Here is a 15,006-nt window from a genome sequence, read left to right as displayed (position 1 = left end):
CCGCGGTGCCGCCGGGCGCGATCCCGCCCGTGCTCGCAGCGGGCACATTTTGGCCCCTCAGCTCCAGCCCGTGTCCCCGCCCCTGCCCGCGGTCCGGTCCCCGCCAGGCACCCTGTCCCCGCCCGGCACCCAGTTGCCGTGCAGGCCCAGGGGCACCCGCACCGGCAGGTGGATACGGGCCAGGGGCTCGCCGGTGAAGTCCTGGGCGGCGAGGACCACCAGGTCCGCCGCTCCCCGGTCCGGGTCGTGGACGTACGCCATCAGGTACCCGTCGTCCTCCGCCGTCGGCGACTCGGCGGCGACGAACACCGCCTCGCCCACCGCCCCGTCGCGCCCGAACTCGTGGGCCTCGACGGTCCCCCGGCTCAGGTCGTGCTTGAGCAGGGCGTTGCTGAAGCCCTCGTCCGGGCGGTCGTCCCCGGGGCCGGTCGGCGGCGCGTAGAGCTCGACGGCGGCCGCGTAGCCGTAGCGGTAGGGGCGGCCGGTGTGCCGCGGGTTGAGGCGCGGGAACTCCTGCACCCGGTCGTCCAGCCGCTCTTCCCGGACCGTCCCCGCCGCCAGGTCGACCGTCCAGCGGTCGAGCGTGGGGCGGCTCGCGCCGATGTTCCGCAGGTCCATGCCCGGCGGGTGCCGCACGACGTCGACCACCAGCTCGTCCGCCGTCCGCTCGTACGCGTTGAGGGTGTGCCCGACCAGGTGCGGCGCGAGCTCGAACCACCGCACCGCGCCGCCCTCGCGCGGCATCACCCCGACCCGGGCGGCGCGCCGCTCGTCCCAGGTGAAGGGCACCCCGGCGGCCAGGTGCGCCGGGCTGAACACCACCTGGGTGTCGTACAGCAGCACGAACCGCTCGGTGAGCGCGAAGTCGTGCATGTACGGGTTCCCGGGCACCTCGATCAGCGTGCTGCGCCGGACGGTGCCGGCCGCGTCCATCACGATGTGCTGCACCTGCTCGGAGCCGTACCGGAAGGCCAGCGAGTGCAGTTCCCCGGTGTGCGGGTCGACGACCGAGTGGGCGTTGGCGCTGTACCCCTCCGGCGTGGCGCCCAGCCCGCACGGCCCCACCGTGTCCAGCTCGTAGGTGAGTTCGTACGGGCGGATGCCGCCTTCGAGCAGCGCGTAGGTGCGCCCGGCGAGGCCCGCGACCTGCACGTTGGGGGAGATGTCCATCCGCTCGTCGACGGGCGTGCCGCGCCGGGGCTCACCGAGCCGGTCGGCGACCGCGCCGGAGCGGACCCAGCGGTTGCGGTACCACTCGGCGCGCCCGTCCCGGATCCGCACGCCGTGCACCATGCCCGCGCCGAGGGTCCACAGGTGTGCGCCCGGGTCGTCGATGCCCAGCGGGTTGGGGCCGTTGCGCAGGTAGCGGCCGTCGAGGTGGGCGGGGATCCGGCCGGTGACGGGCAGGTCGTAGGCGGTGACCTCCTCGGTCACCGGGGCGAAATTCCCGGAGACGTAGCGGCTGCGCCTCGTACCGTTGTTGCTGTTGCCGTTGCTGTTGCTGTTGCTGTTGCTGATCGCGCCGTTGCCGTTGCTCTTGCCGATCGTGCTGTTGCGGATCGGGTCGCCTGGGCTCATCGTCTCGGCCTCTCGTCAGGTGATGGGGTGTCCGGACTCGTTCACGAACCGGCGCCGAACGCCCGCCCCAGTGCGGCCATCAGCGCCTCGTAGCGCGCCCCGGCCTCGGCCGACGCGAAGTGGCCGGCGAGCTCCAGGCTCACCGCGCCGTGGGTGGCCGCCCAGAAGAGGTTGGAGACCTCCAGGGCGTCGCCGGGCCGGAAGACCCCGGCCGCCATGCAGGCCTCGACGGCGGCCACCGAGGCGCCGAACGCGCCGTCGGCCAGGGCCAACGCCTCGGCACTGGGCCGGAATCCGGGCACCGGCTGCTCGAACATCACGCGGTAGTAGGCGGGTTCGGCGACGGCCCGCTCCCGGTAGGCGCGGCCGAGCTCGGTCAGGTACTCCAACGGGTCGCTCCCGCGCGGGACTTGCTCCTGCGCCCGGCGCAACCGTGCGAAGCCCTCCCGGTACAGCGCGTCGAGCAGCCCCTCCTTCCCGCCGAACATCGTGTACAGCACCTTGGTCGAGGAGCCGATCTCGGCGGCGATCCGGCGCACGGTCAGCGCGGCGGGGCCTTCGGCGACGAGGAGGGAGATGGCGCGGTCGAGGATCACGGCGCGTACGGCATCCTGGCCGACCCGCTGCGCGTCCTGGTAGGGCGTGCTCATGGGTAACAACGTAACCGATCAGAAACAGTGTTACCAGCCTTTGCGGGCAAGGGATTTCACCACCCACCCGGCCCGACCACCCGGCCGCCCCGACCGGCTGTCCGACCACCCTGACTAGACTGGCGCGCTCCACAGCCGAGGGGAGTCAGCGATGAGTGGTGCCACCCGCTGCGACGAGGTCGCGGCCGAGGCGGGCCTGGGCGAACGGCGGCGGCTGTACCGGACGAGCCGCCGGATCGGCGACGGCGTGGGCAAGTGGGGCCTGGGGCTGCCCGGCATCCTCGTCCTCGCCGCCTCCGGCTGGACCTGGTGGGGTGCTGCCCTCGCGGTCGCCGCCGTGGCAGCGGCCGCCGTGGCCTACCAGAAGGTCCCGCCGCGCTCCGGGCTGGTCGCCGTGGCGCGCTACCAGGGCGGCCTCGTCCTCCACCACGCCGGCGGCGACTTCCGCGCCCTGCCCTGGGACGCCATCGAGAGCTACGAGTACATACCCTCCCGGATGGAGTTCCGCGGCAACCTGAGCGTCGAGCACTTCGGCCGCGTCCTCATCCTGGCGCGCGGCCGCGAAACCCCCTTCGTGGTCTCGAAACTGGCGGGCCGCTACGAACCGGGGCTGGCCGAGGCCATCCGCGCGGGCCTGCTGCCGCGCTACACCGCGCCGCTGCACGAGCGGTTCGAGGAGGAGGGACACGTCCTGTTCGGGACGGTGCTCGCCGTGCTGCCCGCGGGTCTTCTCCTCGACCCCGACGACGACCACCCCACGGCCCCGCTGCCGTGGAGCGACCTCCAGGACATCAGCGCCGAGGACACGCGCGAGCTGCGGATCACGGAGCGCACCGGACCGGGCCGGGGCGGACGGGTCGTCACCCGTGTGCTCACCGACGCGGACGTCGTCGCGGCGTTCGTCCGGGAGACCCGGGCGAAGCTCCTGGCGGAGCAGCGCCCGGAGTGACCGCCCCTTGTGACCGGGCCGTGTTACCGGCCCTGACCGCACCCCGAGCCGCGGCCGGCCGACTCGACGGCCGTCCGCCAGGGCGCGCCAACCCCGCGCTACGGCCGGACAGTTGACATCCGCCGGGGCACCGGCGACACCGGGTCCGCACGTCGTGCTGCGCCGACCGGGTCAACCTCGGCGCCGGACTGTACGCGCACGCCCGGTCGGCTCGTTCTGCTGTATATGCCTCCCCTGATCCCGATGCCCTCACCGCTGCCCGTACGCGGCACCGCGCGGACCACCGTACGGAGGTCCCCGTGGCCGTGATCGGCCGTGCGGCGGCCACCGTGGTCGCGCTGGGCATCCTGCTGATCCCGACGGCCGTCACGGCGGGCACCGACCTGCCGCCCGAGCCCGGTGCGGGCTGGTGGGAGGTGTCGGCCAACGCCGCCAACGTCCGGGTCGACCACTTCGGCGAGGAGACCGTCATCGGACTCGCCCGTTCGGGTGACCGGGTCGAGGTCGTGGACACCTGGACCTCACCGCTCGGCGCCCGCTGGGCGAAGGTCATGGTGGAGCGCACCCGGGTCTCCGGCTGGGTCCTGTGGTCCCTGCTCGCGCACCGCGACCCCTCCTCGGAACCGTAGAATCCGCCTGTACACATCAGGAGGGAATTCGCGTGTTCCGAGCGCAGCGTCCGCGCACCGCAGAGCTGACCCCACGACGGGGCGAGGAGCCGGTCACCGGCGTCGCCCTGCTGCTGCCGGGCGGGTTCCTCCGCAGTCGGCGCGCACCGATGCGGGTCGCCGAGCTGGGCCTGCGGGACCTGGCCACCGAACTCACCGACCGCGGCCGGCCGCACGGCCTCGCGGTGCACCTGCTGCGCTACCGCCACGGCGGCTGGAACGACGCGGACGCCGACACCGCCGTCGACACCCGCTGGGCGCTCGACGAGCTGGCCCGGCTCTACCCGGGCGCACCCGTCGTGCTGATCGGCAACTCGCTGGGCGGGCGCGCCGCCTTCTGGTGCGCCGGGCACCCCTCGGTGGTCGGCGTGGCCGGGATCGCGCCGTGGCTGCCCAGCGGCGACCCGGTCGACCAGCTGGCCGGGCGGCGGGTGCTGATCGTCCACGGCACCGGGGACCACAGCTCGGCCAGCGCCACCCAGTCCCTGGAGTACGCGCTGCGCGCCCGGCGGGTCGTCCCGGACCTCGCGCGGTACGAGGCCCCGGGCGCCAACCACCTGCTGCTCCGCGAGTCCCGCGACATCAGCGCGCTGACCACCGCCTTCACCCTCGGCGTCCTGGGCGCCGAGCCCGCTCCGCTGGTGGCGGGGGCGGTCTGCACCCGGCTGCCGGCGCGGGTGTAGCCGGCGCTCCCCCAACCGCTGTCGCGTCCCGCCTCCCGTGTGGTCCGCGTCCGCACCCCGGGCCTCCCCTGCCGATCGGCAGGGGAGGCCCGGTCGCTTTCCCGCCGGATTCCTACCGAACGGCACATGCGCGAAGGGGCTTCCGGCGATCACTCTTGGGGGCATCGCGACGGTGGCCACCCGGGCCACCGTGGAAGGGAGTCCCCACCGTGTTCCGTGCCCGCGCTCTCCGCCTTCGCACCGGTCGTGTGCAACTGAATGACCGTCAGCCGCGTGTTCTCCAGGGCGGATCGCTCCGCCCCACAGCCGTCCCACCCGCTTCGGAGGGCACATGGCCGTCAGCAAACCCGCCACCCTCGCGCGGGGCCTCGCCGCCCTGCTCCTCGCGGCGGCGTCCGCATCCACCGCACCCGCCTTCGCCGCCACGCCTGCTCCGGCCGCTCTCGGTCCGGCTGTCCTCGATCCGGCCGCCCTCGACGCCGCGATCGCCGCCCGGCCGGGCGACCCGGTGGCGGGCGCGGTCGCCCGGGTGACGGCCGACGGCCTGGTCTGGCGCGGCAGCGCCGACGATCCGGTGAGCGGGCGGCCGGTGGCGCCGGACGCGGCGTTCCGGATCGGCAGCATCAACAAGACCTTCGTCGCCGCGGTGCTGCTCCAACTCGCCGCCGAGCAGCGGATCTCCCTGGACGGCACCGTCCAGCAGTACCTGCCCGGCACGCTGCCCGCGAGCTTCACGCTGCCGATCACCGTCCGTCAACTCCTCGACCACACCAGCGGACTTCCGCAGGCCGTCGAGGGCCCGGAACTCGAGGGCACCGAGCTGGAGAAGCGCGACGGCCTGATCGCCAACCGCTTCGCGATCGAGACGCTCGACCTGGTCGTCCAGCGGACGCTTCGGCCCCACCCGGAGCGCGGCCTGCCCGAGGCCGGCCCGGCCTTCGATCCGGGCAGCGAGCAGGAGTACAACAACTTCAACTACCGGGTGGCGGGCCGGATCATCGAGCAGGTGACGGGGCACACGATCAGGGAGGAGGTGACGGCCCGCATCCTGAAGCCGCTCGGCCTGCGGCACACCGAGGTGACGGAGGGCAGGCCCGCGATGCCCGAGCCCCACCTGGCCGGCTACGTCCCCGACAGCGCCGACACCCCGACGGACGTCTCCGAGCAGGGCGGCAACCCGGAGTCGATGGTGTCCACCCCGGCCGACCTGGACAGGTTCCTGCGCGCCCTGCTCGACGGCGAACTCCTGCCTCCGCAGCAGCTGCACGACCTCCTCACCCTGCCGCGCGACGCCTCCGGGCGGCTGGTGCCCGTACGCGGAGCGGGCGAGTGCCCGTTCGGTCCGGACAAGGGTCGGGCCTGCTACAGCGCCGGACTGATGGCCGTCCCGCTGCGGGACGGCACGGTGCTCTGGGGCAAGACCGGGCACGACCTCGGGTACTCCGACGGCTTCTTCACCACCTCGGACCTGCGCAGGCGGCTGGTCTACTCCGTCGGCGCCGGGAGCGGCACCCCGGCACCGGTGCTCCGCCTCGCCGTCACGACCTTCGGTCCCTTCGCCCCCTGAGCCCGACCGGACCGGACCGAACCGGACCGAACCGGCAAGCCACACCAGCGCCCTCCCCCCACCGTCGAAAGGAAGCAGATGATCAGCATCCCCGGCGGGCTCGCCCGCACCACCATCGACCGTGAGGGAGCCCCCGGCGCGGCCTGGATCGCCGAACTCCCCGGCCTCGCCGCCGAGCTGCTGGAACGCTGGGGCTGCGTGCCGGACGGCGCCGCCACCCACGGCGGGGTCGGCCTGATCCTCCCGGTCCGGCAGGCGACCGAGCGCGTGGCCGTACTGAAGGTCTCGTTCCCCCACCCGGGCAACGTCCACGAGCCGGACGCCTTCGCGGTGTGGGCGGGCCGGGGCGCCGTCCGGCTCTACGCACGGGACGACGAGCGCTTCGCGATGCTGCTCGAACGGGCGAGCCCGACCACGCTCGCGGAGGCCCGGGACACCGACGAGGTGCCGACGGTCGCCGGGCGGCTCAGCCGGCGGCTCGCCGTCCCGGCGCCCCCGGGCCTGCCCCGGCTGAGCGAGCAGGCCGCGGAATGGGAGGCCGGCCTGCGCGCCGACGCGGCCTCCCTCTCCCACCCCCTGCCGGCCCGCACGGTCGGCGCCGCCCTCGCGACCGTCCGCGAACTCGCCCGCACCCAGCCGGACGTGCTCGTCCACGGGGACCTCCACCCCCGCAACATCCTGCGGGCGGAGCGCGAACCCTGGCTGGCCGTGGACCCCAAGGGGTACGTGGGAGACCGCGCCTACGACGGCGGTACCCTGCTCAAGGTCCATGCCCTGACGCTGCTCGACGCGCCGGACCGGCAGCGCGCCCTCCTCCGCGCGCTCGACGTCTTCGCCGAGGCCGCCGAGCTGGACCGCGAACGCCTCCGCCGCTGGACCCAACTCCACGCCGTCCAGGCCGCCTTCCACGGTCGGCGGCGCGGCTTCCGGCGCGCCCGAGGAGGCCCCGGGCTCGACCGGCTCACCCGGTACGCGGACGAGCTCGCCGAAGTACTCACCCCCGCCTGACCGGCGCCCACCACCACCGGCGACCACCCGACGACCACCTACGGGCACCCAAGGAGGCCCGCGACCACCGACCGTCACCGAGAAGCGCCCGGCCCAGGAATCACGTTGGCGGTCGGCGGCCCGCACTGCCTATGGTCGGGGGATGACCACTCGAACCTTCCGCATCATGGTGCGCGGCGTCTTCGACGGCCTCACCGCCGACCAGCGTGCCGAACTGCTCGCCGCCGCCCCCGAGCACGACGTGCTGCGCGCCGCCTTCACCCGCGAGGGCCACCTCAGCTACGACCTCTCCGCCCGGGCCGCCTTCACCTTCCGCTTCCTCGACGAGGGCGAGGCCAAGGAGGACATCCTGGAGGCCACCGAGCGGGCCGAGCAGTCGGCGCGGGACTGGCTCACCGAACGCGGCTACGGCTACAAGAACCTCCGCTCCCAGGCCGAGGACCTCTCCCAGGCCCCGCTCGGCAAGCGTCAGCGCCGCGCCGCCAACACCGCGCACTGACCCACCCCTCCCCCTCCGCCACCTCCTTGACGGCTCGCCCTAGCGCTATACTTGAGCAGTCAAGGAGGTGGCAATGACAGAGCGTCCAGACCATCAGCGTTCAGACCAGCAGCAGCCGGACCAGGTGGACCGGGCCGCGACCGCACCGGCCGCAACGGGCCCGAACCCCGACCCCCTGGACACCGCCCTGCGGCTGGTCCGCGCCCAGACGGCCGTGGTCAAGCGCTTCGACGCGGGCCTCAGCCGCCTGCACGGCGTCAGCCTGGCCGACTTCACCATGCTGCTCCACCTCTCCCAGGCCCCCGGCGGCCGGATGCGCCGGGTCGACCTCGCCGAGGCCCTCGGGCTCACAGCCTCCGGCGTGACCCGCGGCCTCGCACCGCTGGAGCGGATCGGCCTGGTCGCCCGCGAGGCCGCCGCCCGCGACGCCCGGGTCACCTACGCCGCCCTCACCCCGACCGGCCGCGAGCGGCTCGCCGAGATGCTGTACACCGCCCGCAAGGTCGCCGCCGAGCACTTCGCGGCGGAGCAGTGGAGCGCCGAGGACCTCGGCCGGCTGTCCACCCTGCTCACCCGCCTCGGCGGCACCGCCCCGGGCCGGCACCTCGGCTGATCCGCCCGCCTCACCGCCCCCGCGCACGCCCTTCCGCGCCCCGCCACACCCTCCACCCGAGCCCACGTCCTAGGCTGGCCCCGCACCACGGGCACCTCCGTGCCATCTGGCACCACTGGCACCACCCGCACCACCCCACCCCCGCGAAGGGCCGCACCATGACCGACACCCCCGACACCGGGCCCGGCCCAGAGCGCGCCCTCGCGGACGCCCAACGCGCGCACTGGCAGCAGACCTACACCGCCAACCCGGGGATGTACGGCGAGCGGCCCTCCGCCCCCGCCGAGTACGCCGCCGGAGTGTTCGCCGCCGCCGGGGCCCGGGAGGTGCTGGAACTCGGCGCCGGCCACGGACGCGACGCGCTGCACTTCGCCCGGGCGGGTTTCCGCGTGCTGGCCGCCGACTTCAGCCCGACCGGCCTGGAGCAGCTGCGCGCCACCGCGGCGGACCAGGGCCTGGCCGACCGGCTCTCGGTCCTCGCCCACGACGTCCGCGACCCGCTGCCCCTCCCCGACGCCTCCGTCGACGCGGTCTTCGCCCACATGCTGCTCTGCATGGCGCTCTCCACCGGGGAGATCGAGGCGCTCGTCGCCGAGGTCCGCCGGGTCCTGCGCCCGGGCGGCACCCTCGTCCACACCGTCCGCCACACCGGCGACGCCCACTACGGCGCCGGCACCGGCCACGGGGACGACATCTGGGAGCACGGCGGCTTCGCCGTCCACTTCTTCCCCCGCGAGCTGGTGGACAGGCTCGCCGAAGGCTGGCACCTGACCGACGTCCACCCCTTCGAGGAGGGCGAACTGCCCCGCCGCCTCTGGCGCATCACCCAGGAGACGCCCCGATGACCGCCCCCGAAACCGCCGCCCCCGACGCCCCGAACGCCCCGAACGCCCCCGACCTCACCATCGACGGCACCGGCTTGCTCTGCGTCCAGCTCCTGCTCCGGCTGCGCGCCCGGATCGCGCACCTCCCCGCCGGCGCGGTGGTCCACATCCACACCACCGACCCCGCCGCCCCGCTCGACCTCCCCGCCTGGTGCCACCTGACCGGCCACGAGTACCTCGGCCAGGTCCCGTACGAGGCCACCGACCGCGAGGTGTACGCGCTGCGCCTCACCTCCGCCCCGGTCCAGACGCGCCCCGACCGCCCCTGGCACCCGGCACCCGTCACCGACTGACCGGCTGACCGACCCGCCCCGCAGGGCGCACCCGGAGCGGGCCACGGCTGCCGCACGCTCCAGGAAGCCTGGCAACGGGCCCGAGGACGGCTCGCGGCCGAGGCCCCCGCAGCGACCGGTGTGCCACCATGATGAGGTACGAACGATCCAGCGCCACAGGGAGGTTGACCGCCGTGGACCCGATCATCAGCTGCCGCTGGCAGGACCCGAGCGGCGAGTGGGCCCTGACCGTCGGCCACAACGGCGACGCCTGGGAACTGCTCGCCTCGGCCCCCTCCTCGTCGGAGTCGATCCCCTTCGCGAACCCGGACGAGGTCCGCCGGCTCGCCCAGGCCCTGCTGGACCTGCCCGCCGAACCCGAGCCGTACGAGTTCGAGTGGCAGCTCTCCCGCAGCGGGCCGGCCCCCGCCCCGGGTGGGCCGCAGCCCCACTTCGCGACCTTCGCCGTCGGCCTCGACCCCACCGACGACCACCGCCCGTACCTCGCCTACCAGTCCTACTACGACCTGGGCCGGGCGACCGGACTCGGCCTGGAGGTGATCTGCGAGGACCCGCCGGTCGACCACCTCCGTGCCCAGGCCCACGCCTTCCTCACCACCTTCTCCGGCCCCACCCGCCGGTAGCCGTACAGACCCACCACCCCACGGCCCCACGGCCCCACCACCTCGCCACCTCGCCACCTCGCCGCCGAGCAGCCCCGACTCACGCCACCGCGCGCACCGCCCAGTCCACCTCGGCCGCCCAACTCTCCGGCGCGGCCCAACCGTTGACCACCGCCAGCAGCTCCAGGTACCGCTCCCGCCGCGGATCGGCCATCGCCCCCAGCCGCTCCGCCAACCGGTCGCGCACCGCCCCGGCTTCCCCCGGCACCGCCCCCGCGCAGCACCGCCCGTACCGCTCCACCAGCACCGCGACGACCGCCGCCGCCTCCGCCGACCCGGGCTCCACCCCGGCCGCGACCGCCGGCCCGGCCAACTCCCGCACCGCCACCGCCAGTCCGGGCCTCGGCAGCCCCGTTCCGGCCGCCTCCGCGGCCTCCGCCTCGGCGAGCCCGCGCAGCAGCGCCCGGAACCCGGCGTCCCCCGCCAGCTGCGCCAACTCCACCCAGGCCTCGACCTGTTCGACCGACGGTTCCTCCGGCAGCTCCGGCGTCAACGAGCGCGCCACCGCGGCGAACCGCCCGCCGCCCCCGGCCCCGCCGGCCCCGACCCCGCCGTCTTCGATCCCGCCGTCCCCGATCCCGCCGAACACCACTGTCAGGAACTCCCCGATCAGGCGTCCCCGTTCATCCTCCGTGAGCCGGGCCAACCGGTGCACGAGCGTCAACTCCTCAGGTGTGGAACCGAGCCGGGCCACCGCCCCGAGCACCGCCCGCCGCAGCCGCAGCACCCGGATCTGGAGGTCGATCGCCTCCGCCTGCGCGGCGGCGACGTCGGCCGGCGTCAGTTCACGCTCCACCACCCGTCGGATCGCGGGCAGTCCGAGCCCGAGTTCCCGCAGGGTGCGGACCAGTTCGAGGCGCGCGACGGCCTCGGGGCCGTACCGCCGGTGGCCGGCCGGGTTGCGGTCGGCCGGCGACACGATCCCCTGGTCCGAGTAGAAGCGGACGGTCTTGACCGTCAGCCCCGTGCGCCGGGCCAGCTCACCGATCGTCCAGAGCGCGTCGCCGTTCATGGCCACCACCCTGCTACCTCCCCCTACGGGAGATGCAAGCCGCCCACGGCCGCGGCCGCCCCCGTCTCACCCACGGGGCCCGCGCCGACGCCCCTCCTCCCGCCCGGAGCGCCGCGGTGTCCGCCAGGCGGCGAACAGGATGCCCGCCGCGCCGATGACCGCCTGGAGCGCCCCCGTACCGGCCAGCAGGCAGATCAGGGTGCACACCGCCAGGATCGACATCAGGGCGATCAGATCGAGCGCGCGGCCGTCCGTCCCGGCACCACCGTCACCCCGCGAACCGGCAGGCTCCCCCGTCGAACGTCGAATCTCCGATGACACTGCCGCCTCCCACGGCCGGGGAGGGCAGCGCCGAGGATCCGACTCCACACAACGAAACAGCCGCATCGCGCCGCATGTCTTGTGGGGTTGCTTCCCCGGCTTCCGCCGCTCGACGCGACGAAGCCTGCCCCCCAAAGATCATGCAGCCGAGCGGCTACACAGCAGCCATGGAAGCCGACATCCGACGCCGCGTCAACCCCGGCCGGGGAGGCGGCATCGGCACCCCGCCGTCAGGCGGTACGCCGCAGCAGCGCCAGGTACATCGCGTCCGTCCCGTGCAGGTGCGGCCACAGCTGCACGTCCGGCCCGTCGCCGAGCGCCGGGACGCCGGGCAGCAGCGGGCGCGCGTCGATCCACTCGACCCGGCCGCCCTCGGCCCGCAGCACGTCGTCCACGACCGCCCGGGTCTCCGCGAGGTGCGGCGAGCAGGTCGCGTAGCCGACCACGCCACCGACCCGGGTGGCCTCGATGGCCGAACGCAGCAGGTCCCGCTGGAGCGGGCCGAAGGCCGCGATGTCCGCCGGCCGGCGCCGCCAGCGCGCCTCCGGGCGGCGGCGCAGCGCGCCGAGGCCGGAGCACGGCACGTCGACCAGCACCCGGTCGAAGCCTTCGGACCGCCAGGCCGGGCGCGTCCCGTCGGCCGCGATCACGGTGTACGGGCCGGGGTTGCCCGCCAGCGCCCGTGCCACCAGCCGGGCCCGGTGCGGCTGCTTCTCGCTCGCGACCAGCGCCGCGCCCCGCTCGGCGGCCAGCGCGCCGAGCAGCGCGGCCTTGCCGCCGGGGCCCGCGCAGCCGTCCAGCCAGAGCCGGTCCGGCCCGTCCAGCGGCGCCGCGGCCAGTGCCAGCGCGACCAGCTGGCTGCCCTCGTCCTGCACGCCCGCCCGGTTCTCCTGGACCGCCGCGACCGCGCCCGGGTCGCCGCCCTCGGCGAGCCGCAGGGCGAACGGGGACCAGCGGCCCGGTTCGGCCTCGGGCAGCGCGTCGGCCAGCTCGTCGACGGTGGCCCGGCCGGGTCGGGCGACCAGGGTGACCTCGGGCCGCTCGTTGTCGGCCCGCAGCAGCTCCTCCATCGCGGCGCGCCCGGAGGCGTCCGGCTGCCAGCGGCCGAGCGAGTCCCAGAGCGCGGAGACCACCCAGCGCGGGTGCGAGTGCACGACCGCCAGGTGGTCCTCGGCGTCCTTGTCGTACGGCGGGGCGACCTTCTCGATCCAGGCGTCCAGGTCGTGGGCGCTGATCCGGCGCAGCACGGCGTTGACGAACTTGGCCTTGCCGTCGCCGAGCACCACCCGGGCCAGCTCGACGGTCGCCGAGACGGCCGCGTGGCTGGGGATGCGGGTGGTGAGCAGCTGGTGGGCGCCGAGCGAGAGCACGTCCAGCACCGGCGGGTCGACCTTGCCGAGCGGCCGGTCGATGCAGGCGGCGATGACCGCGTCGTAGGTGCCCTGCAGGCGCAGGGTGCCGTAGACCAGCTCGGTGGCGAGGGCGGCGTCGCGCCGGTCCATGCCCTTCTGCTCGGCCTCGCGGAGCAGCGAGGGCAGGATCAGGTTGGCGTACGCGTCGCGCTCGTCGACGGCACGCAGCGCGCGGAACGCGACGATCCGGGCCGGGTCCTTCTTCGGGCGGCGGTGCGGGCGGGGGGCGCGCTTGGCGCTGGGGGTGGTCACAGGTGCCTCAAGGTGCTGCGGTGGTTATCAACGAACGGTGGTTAGCAACGAACTCGGACGACAACACAATCGGACGACAACGAAGTCGAACGAACACGGACGATCTCAAACGAACAGTAGCGCCAAACCGGAGCGTCAGCCCCCGAAGCGCTCCCCCGCCTCCAGGCGCGCGCCCCGGGCCCAGTCGGCGGCCCGCATCTCCTTCTTCCCCTGCGGACGCACCTCCCCGAGCTCGATGTCGTGGCTGCCGGTCCCGACCCGGACACTGTTCTTGCCCGCCATCGCGACCTCGCCCGGCGCCAGCTCGGTGGAGTCCGGCAGCAGCCTGACCGGCCCGGTGACCTTCAGCCGCTCACCCCGGAACTCCGTCCAGGCCCCCGGCGCCGGCGCGCAGCCGCGCACCACCCGGTCGATCCGCAGCGCGGGGTGACTCCAGTCGATCCGCGCGTCCTCGACGCTGATCTTCGGCGCGAGCGTGACGCCCTCGGCGGGCTGCGGCACGGCGTGCAGGGAGCCGTCCTCGATGCCGTCCATGGTGGCCGCGAGCAGCCGCGCACCGGAGAGGGAGAGCCGGGTGAGCAGCTCGCCGCTGGTGTCGGTCGGGCGGATCTCCTCGGTGATCACGCCGTAGACCGGGCCGGAGTCCAGGCCCTGCTCGATCAGGAAGGTGGACGCGCCGGTGACCTCGTCGCCGGCCAGCACCGCGTGCTGGACCGGGGCCGCGCCACGCCAGGCGGGCAGCAGCGAGAAGTGCAGGTTGACCCAGCCGTGCTTGGGGATCTCCAGGGTGCCGGGGCGCAGCAGCGCGCCGTAGGCGACCACCGGGCAGCAGTCGGGGGCGAGTTCGGTGAGCCGGGCGACGAAGTCCGGGTCGCTGGGCTTCGCCGGCTTGAGGACCTCGATCCCGGCCTCCTCGGCGCGCTGGGCGACGGGGCTGGCGACCAGCTTGCGCCCGCGCCCGGCCGGGGCGTCGGGGCGGGTGACCACGGCGACGACCTCGTGCCGGTCCGAGGCGAGCAGGGCGTCCAGGGCGGGAACGGCGACCTCGGGGGTGCCGGCGAAGACGAGACGCATCAAGTGCCTTTCTGCAAACGGAAGTTCAAGAAACCAACGAAGACCGACAACGACCGGGGAAGACCACCGGGGCCACCAGGACCGCCGGCAGCGCCGGGACCGAAGGAACCGGCCGAACTCAGCGAGCGGAGCCGAAGGTGCTGTGCGGCGAGACCTTGACCACCGGGGCCGGCCCGGCGCCCCAGTCCGCCTCCCGGATCGCCTTCAGCGCGGCCTTGCGCTGCTCGCGGTCCAGTCGGTCGATGAAGATGATGCCGTCCAGGTGGTCGGTCTCGTGCTGGATGCACCGGGCGAGCAACTGCGTGCCCTCCACCGTCACCGGATCGCCGTACATGTTGAAGCCCTTGGCCACCACGCCGTACGCGCGCGTGGTGTCGTAGCGCAGGCCCGGCAGCGACAGGCAGCCCTCGGGGCCGTCCTGCTCCTCCTCGCTCAGCGACAGGTCCGGGTTGATCAGGTGCCCGGTGACGCCGTCCACGTGGTACGTGAACACCCGCAGCGAGACGCCGAGTTGCGGCGCGGCGAGGCCGGCGCCGGGGGCGTCCAGCATGGTGTCGGTGAGGTCGCCGACCAGCTTGCGCAGTTCCTTGTCGAAGGTGGTCACCGGCTGGGCGGTGGACCGCAGGACGGGGTCTCCGAAGAGACGGATCGGCTGGATCGCCACGGGGTACGGGCTCCTGTCCGTAGGGGCGCGGGCTGCGGTCGGCGGCTGGTTCACCCGCCAGTCTATGCAACCCGCGCGGCCGCCCGCCGAGGGCTTCCCCGGAGCCCGGACCGGCACCGGACCGGCACCGCCTCAGGGCCCGGACCGGCGCCGGATCAGCACCGGATCGCCGCCCGGCACGCCCCGACTGTGCCGAGCCGCGTTACCCCGGCCCCCG

Annotated in this window: 17 protein-coding genes; 10 read left to right on the top strand and 7 right to left on the bottom strand. The window is 74.6% G+C overall.

Going from position 1 to position 15,006, the window contains the following annotated elements; all coding sequences use genetic code 11:
- Positions 1 to 57: 57 nt before the first annotated feature.
- Entirely contained in the window at positions 58 to 1,578 is a 1,521-nt protein-coding gene (locus ACFY4B_RS07470; RefSeq protein ID WP_387966784.1) for a carotenoid oxygenase family protein, read from the bottom strand.
- A gap of 41 nt (positions 1,579 to 1,619) precedes the next feature.
- A complete protein-coding gene (locus tag ACFY4B_RS07465; protein WP_074002408.1) occupies positions 1,620 to 2,228 on the bottom strand; it encodes a TetR/AcrR family transcriptional regulator in 609 nt (202 codons plus the stop codon).
- Positions 2,229 to 2,379: 151 nt separating this feature from the next.
- On the opposite strand from ACFY4B_RS07465, the gene ACFY4B_RS07460 reads away from it, so the two are divergent.
- The 10 genes from ACFY4B_RS07460 (at position 2,380) to ACFY4B_RS07415 (ending at position 10,015) form a co-directional block, all read left to right on the top strand.
- Positions 2,380 to 3,177, top strand: a complete 798-nt coding sequence (locus tag ACFY4B_RS07460; protein ID WP_387966783.1) for a hypothetical protein — start codon at positions 2,380 to 2,382, stop codon at positions 3,175 to 3,177.
- 299 nt (positions 3,178 to 3,476) lie between these two features.
- Positions 3,477 to 3,806 (top strand): hypothetical protein, encoded by a 330-nt coding sequence (locus ACFY4B_RS07455; protein WP_074002406.1) that lies wholly within the window; start codon positions 3,477 to 3,479, stop codon positions 3,804 to 3,806.
- Positions 3,807 to 3,838: 32 nt separating this feature from the next.
- Positions 3,839 to 4,528: an alpha/beta hydrolase gene (locus ACFY4B_RS07450; RefSeq protein WP_049654234.1), complete on the top strand. Its 690-nt coding sequence runs from the start codon at positions 3,839 to 3,841 to the stop codon at positions 4,526 to 4,528.
- A gap of 331 nt (positions 4,529 to 4,859) precedes the next feature.
- Positions 4,860 to 6,095 (top strand): serine hydrolase domain-containing protein, encoded by a 1,236-nt coding sequence (locus tag ACFY4B_RS07445; protein WP_387966782.1) that lies wholly within the window; start codon positions 4,860 to 4,862, stop codon positions 6,093 to 6,095.
- A 78-nt stretch (positions 6,096 to 6,173) separates the two neighbouring features.
- Complete coding sequence (locus ACFY4B_RS07440) at positions 6,174 to 7,103, top strand: aminoglycoside phosphotransferase family protein (protein WP_387966781.1); 930 nt, start codon at positions 6,174 to 6,176, stop codon at positions 7,101 to 7,103.
- A 142-nt stretch (positions 7,104 to 7,245) separates the two neighbouring features.
- Positions 7,246 to 7,602, top strand: a complete 357-nt coding sequence (locus tag ACFY4B_RS07435; protein ID WP_387966780.1) for a DUF6204 family protein — start codon at positions 7,246 to 7,248, stop codon at positions 7,600 to 7,602.
- 73 nt (positions 7,603 to 7,675) lie between these two features.
- Positions 7,676 to 8,215, top strand: a complete 540-nt coding sequence (locus tag ACFY4B_RS07430) for a MarR family winged helix-turn-helix transcriptional regulator (RefSeq protein WP_387966778.1) — start codon at positions 7,676 to 7,678, stop codon at positions 8,213 to 8,215.
- A 158-nt stretch (positions 8,216 to 8,373) separates the two neighbouring features.
- Positions 8,374 to 9,060 carry a class I SAM-dependent methyltransferase gene (locus ACFY4B_RS07425; protein WP_117487137.1) on the top strand — a complete coding sequence of 229 codons (687 nt, stop codon included), beginning with the start codon at positions 8,374 to 8,376 and terminating at the stop codon, positions 9,058 to 9,060.
- Positions 9,057 to 9,392, top strand: coding sequence for a sulfurtransferase TusA family protein (locus ACFY4B_RS07420; RefSeq protein WP_387966777.1), 336 nt, complete (start codon positions 9,057 to 9,059; stop codon positions 9,390 to 9,392). The genes ACFY4B_RS07425 and ACFY4B_RS07420 overlap by 4 nt, the downstream gene beginning before the upstream one ends.
- Positions 9,393 to 9,565: 173 nt before the next feature.
- Positions 9,566 to 10,015: a hypothetical protein gene (locus ACFY4B_RS07415; RefSeq protein WP_049654244.1), complete on the top strand. Its 450-nt coding sequence runs from the start codon at positions 9,566 to 9,568 to the stop codon at positions 10,013 to 10,015.
- Between the two features lie 79 nt (positions 10,016 to 10,094).
- Here the strand turns inward: ACFY4B_RS07415 and ACFY4B_RS07410 are convergent, their stop codons facing one another.
- The 5 genes from ACFY4B_RS07410 to def all read right to left on the bottom strand — a co-directional run bounded on the left by ACFY4B_RS07410 (position 10,095) and on the right by def (position 14,789).
- On the bottom strand, positions 10,095 to 11,066 hold the full coding sequence (locus tag ACFY4B_RS07410; protein ID WP_387966776.1) for a MerR family transcriptional regulator: 972 nt from the start codon (positions 11,064 to 11,066) through the stop codon (positions 10,095 to 10,097).
- Between the two features lie 66 nt (positions 11,067 to 11,132).
- Complete coding sequence (locus ACFY4B_RS07405; RefSeq protein ID WP_158077698.1) at positions 11,133 to 11,288, bottom strand: hypothetical protein; 156 nt, start codon at positions 11,286 to 11,288, stop codon at positions 11,133 to 11,135.
- Positions 11,289 to 11,617: 329 nt separating this feature from the next.
- Positions 11,618 to 13,051 carry an RsmB/NOP family class I SAM-dependent RNA methyltransferase gene (locus tag ACFY4B_RS07400; protein WP_074002398.1) on the bottom strand — a complete coding sequence of 478 codons (1,434 nt, stop codon included), beginning with the start codon at positions 13,049 to 13,051 and terminating at the stop codon, positions 11,618 to 11,620.
- Between the two features lie 135 nt (positions 13,052 to 13,186).
- On the bottom strand, positions 13,187 to 14,125 hold the full coding sequence (fmt, locus tag ACFY4B_RS07395) for a methionyl-tRNA formyltransferase (protein ID WP_074002397.1): 939 nt from the start codon (positions 14,123 to 14,125) through the stop codon (positions 13,187 to 13,189).
- A 118-nt stretch (positions 14,126 to 14,243) separates the two neighbouring features.
- Positions 14,244 to 14,789, bottom strand: a complete 546-nt coding sequence (gene def, locus ACFY4B_RS07390; RefSeq protein ID WP_074002396.1) for a peptide deformylase — start codon at positions 14,787 to 14,789, stop codon at positions 14,244 to 14,246.
- Between the last annotated feature and the right edge of the window lie 217 nt (positions 14,790 to 15,006).

Origin of the sequence: Kitasatospora sp. NPDC001261, from assembly GCF_042896795.1 — a bacterium.
GTDB lineage: Bacteria > Actinomycetota > Actinomycetes > Streptomycetales > Streptomycetaceae > Kitasatospora.
This window is presented reverse-complemented; position numbering and strand designations above follow the sequence as displayed.

What these genes read in the sequence shown, in the direction of transcription:
- ACFY4B_RS07470 (WP_387966784.1), bottom strand. Translation starts at nt 1,578, where the DNA reads ATGAGCCCAGGCGACCCGATCCGCAACAGCACGATCGGCAAGAGCAAC.
- ACFY4B_RS07465 (WP_074002408.1), bottom strand. Translation starts at nt 2,228, where the DNA reads ATGAGCACGCCCTACCAGGACGCGCAGCGGGTCGGCCAGGATGCCGTA.
- ACFY4B_RS07460 (WP_387966783.1), top strand. Translation starts at nt 2,380, where the DNA reads ATGAGTGGTGCCACCCGCTGCGACGAGGTCGCGGCCGAGGCGGGCCTG.
- ACFY4B_RS07445 (WP_387966782.1), top strand. Translation starts at nt 4,860, where the DNA reads ATGGCCGTCAGCAAACCCGCCACCCTCGCGCGGGGCCTCGCCGCCCTG.
- ACFY4B_RS07440 (WP_387966781.1), top strand. Translation starts at nt 6,174, where the DNA reads ATGATCAGCATCCCCGGCGGGCTCGCCCGCACCACCATCGACCGTGAG.
- ACFY4B_RS07435 (WP_387966780.1), top strand. Translation starts at nt 7,246, where the DNA reads ATGACCACTCGAACCTTCCGCATCATGGTGCGCGGCGTCTTCGACGGC.
- ACFY4B_RS07430 (WP_387966778.1), top strand. Translation starts at nt 7,676, where the DNA reads ATGACAGAGCGTCCAGACCATCAGCGTTCAGACCAGCAGCAGCCGGAC.
- ACFY4B_RS07425 (WP_117487137.1), top strand. Translation starts at nt 8,374, where the DNA reads ATGACCGACACCCCCGACACCGGGCCCGGCCCAGAGCGCGCCCTCGCG.
- ACFY4B_RS07420 (WP_387966777.1), top strand. Translation starts at nt 9,057, where the DNA reads ATGACCGCCCCCGAAACCGCCGCCCCCGACGCCCCGAACGCCCCGAAC.
- ACFY4B_RS07410 (WP_387966776.1), bottom strand. Translation starts at nt 11,066, where the DNA reads ATGAACGGCGACGCGCTCTGGACGATCGGTGAGCTGGCCCGGCGCACG.
- ACFY4B_RS07405 (WP_158077698.1), bottom strand. Translation starts at nt 11,288, where the DNA reads ATGTCGATCCTGGCGGTGTGCACCCTGATCTGCCTGCTGGCCGGTACG.
- fmt (WP_074002397.1), bottom strand. Translation starts at nt 14,125, where the DNA reads ATGCGTCTCGTCTTCGCCGGCACCCCCGAGGTCGCCGTTCCCGCCCTG.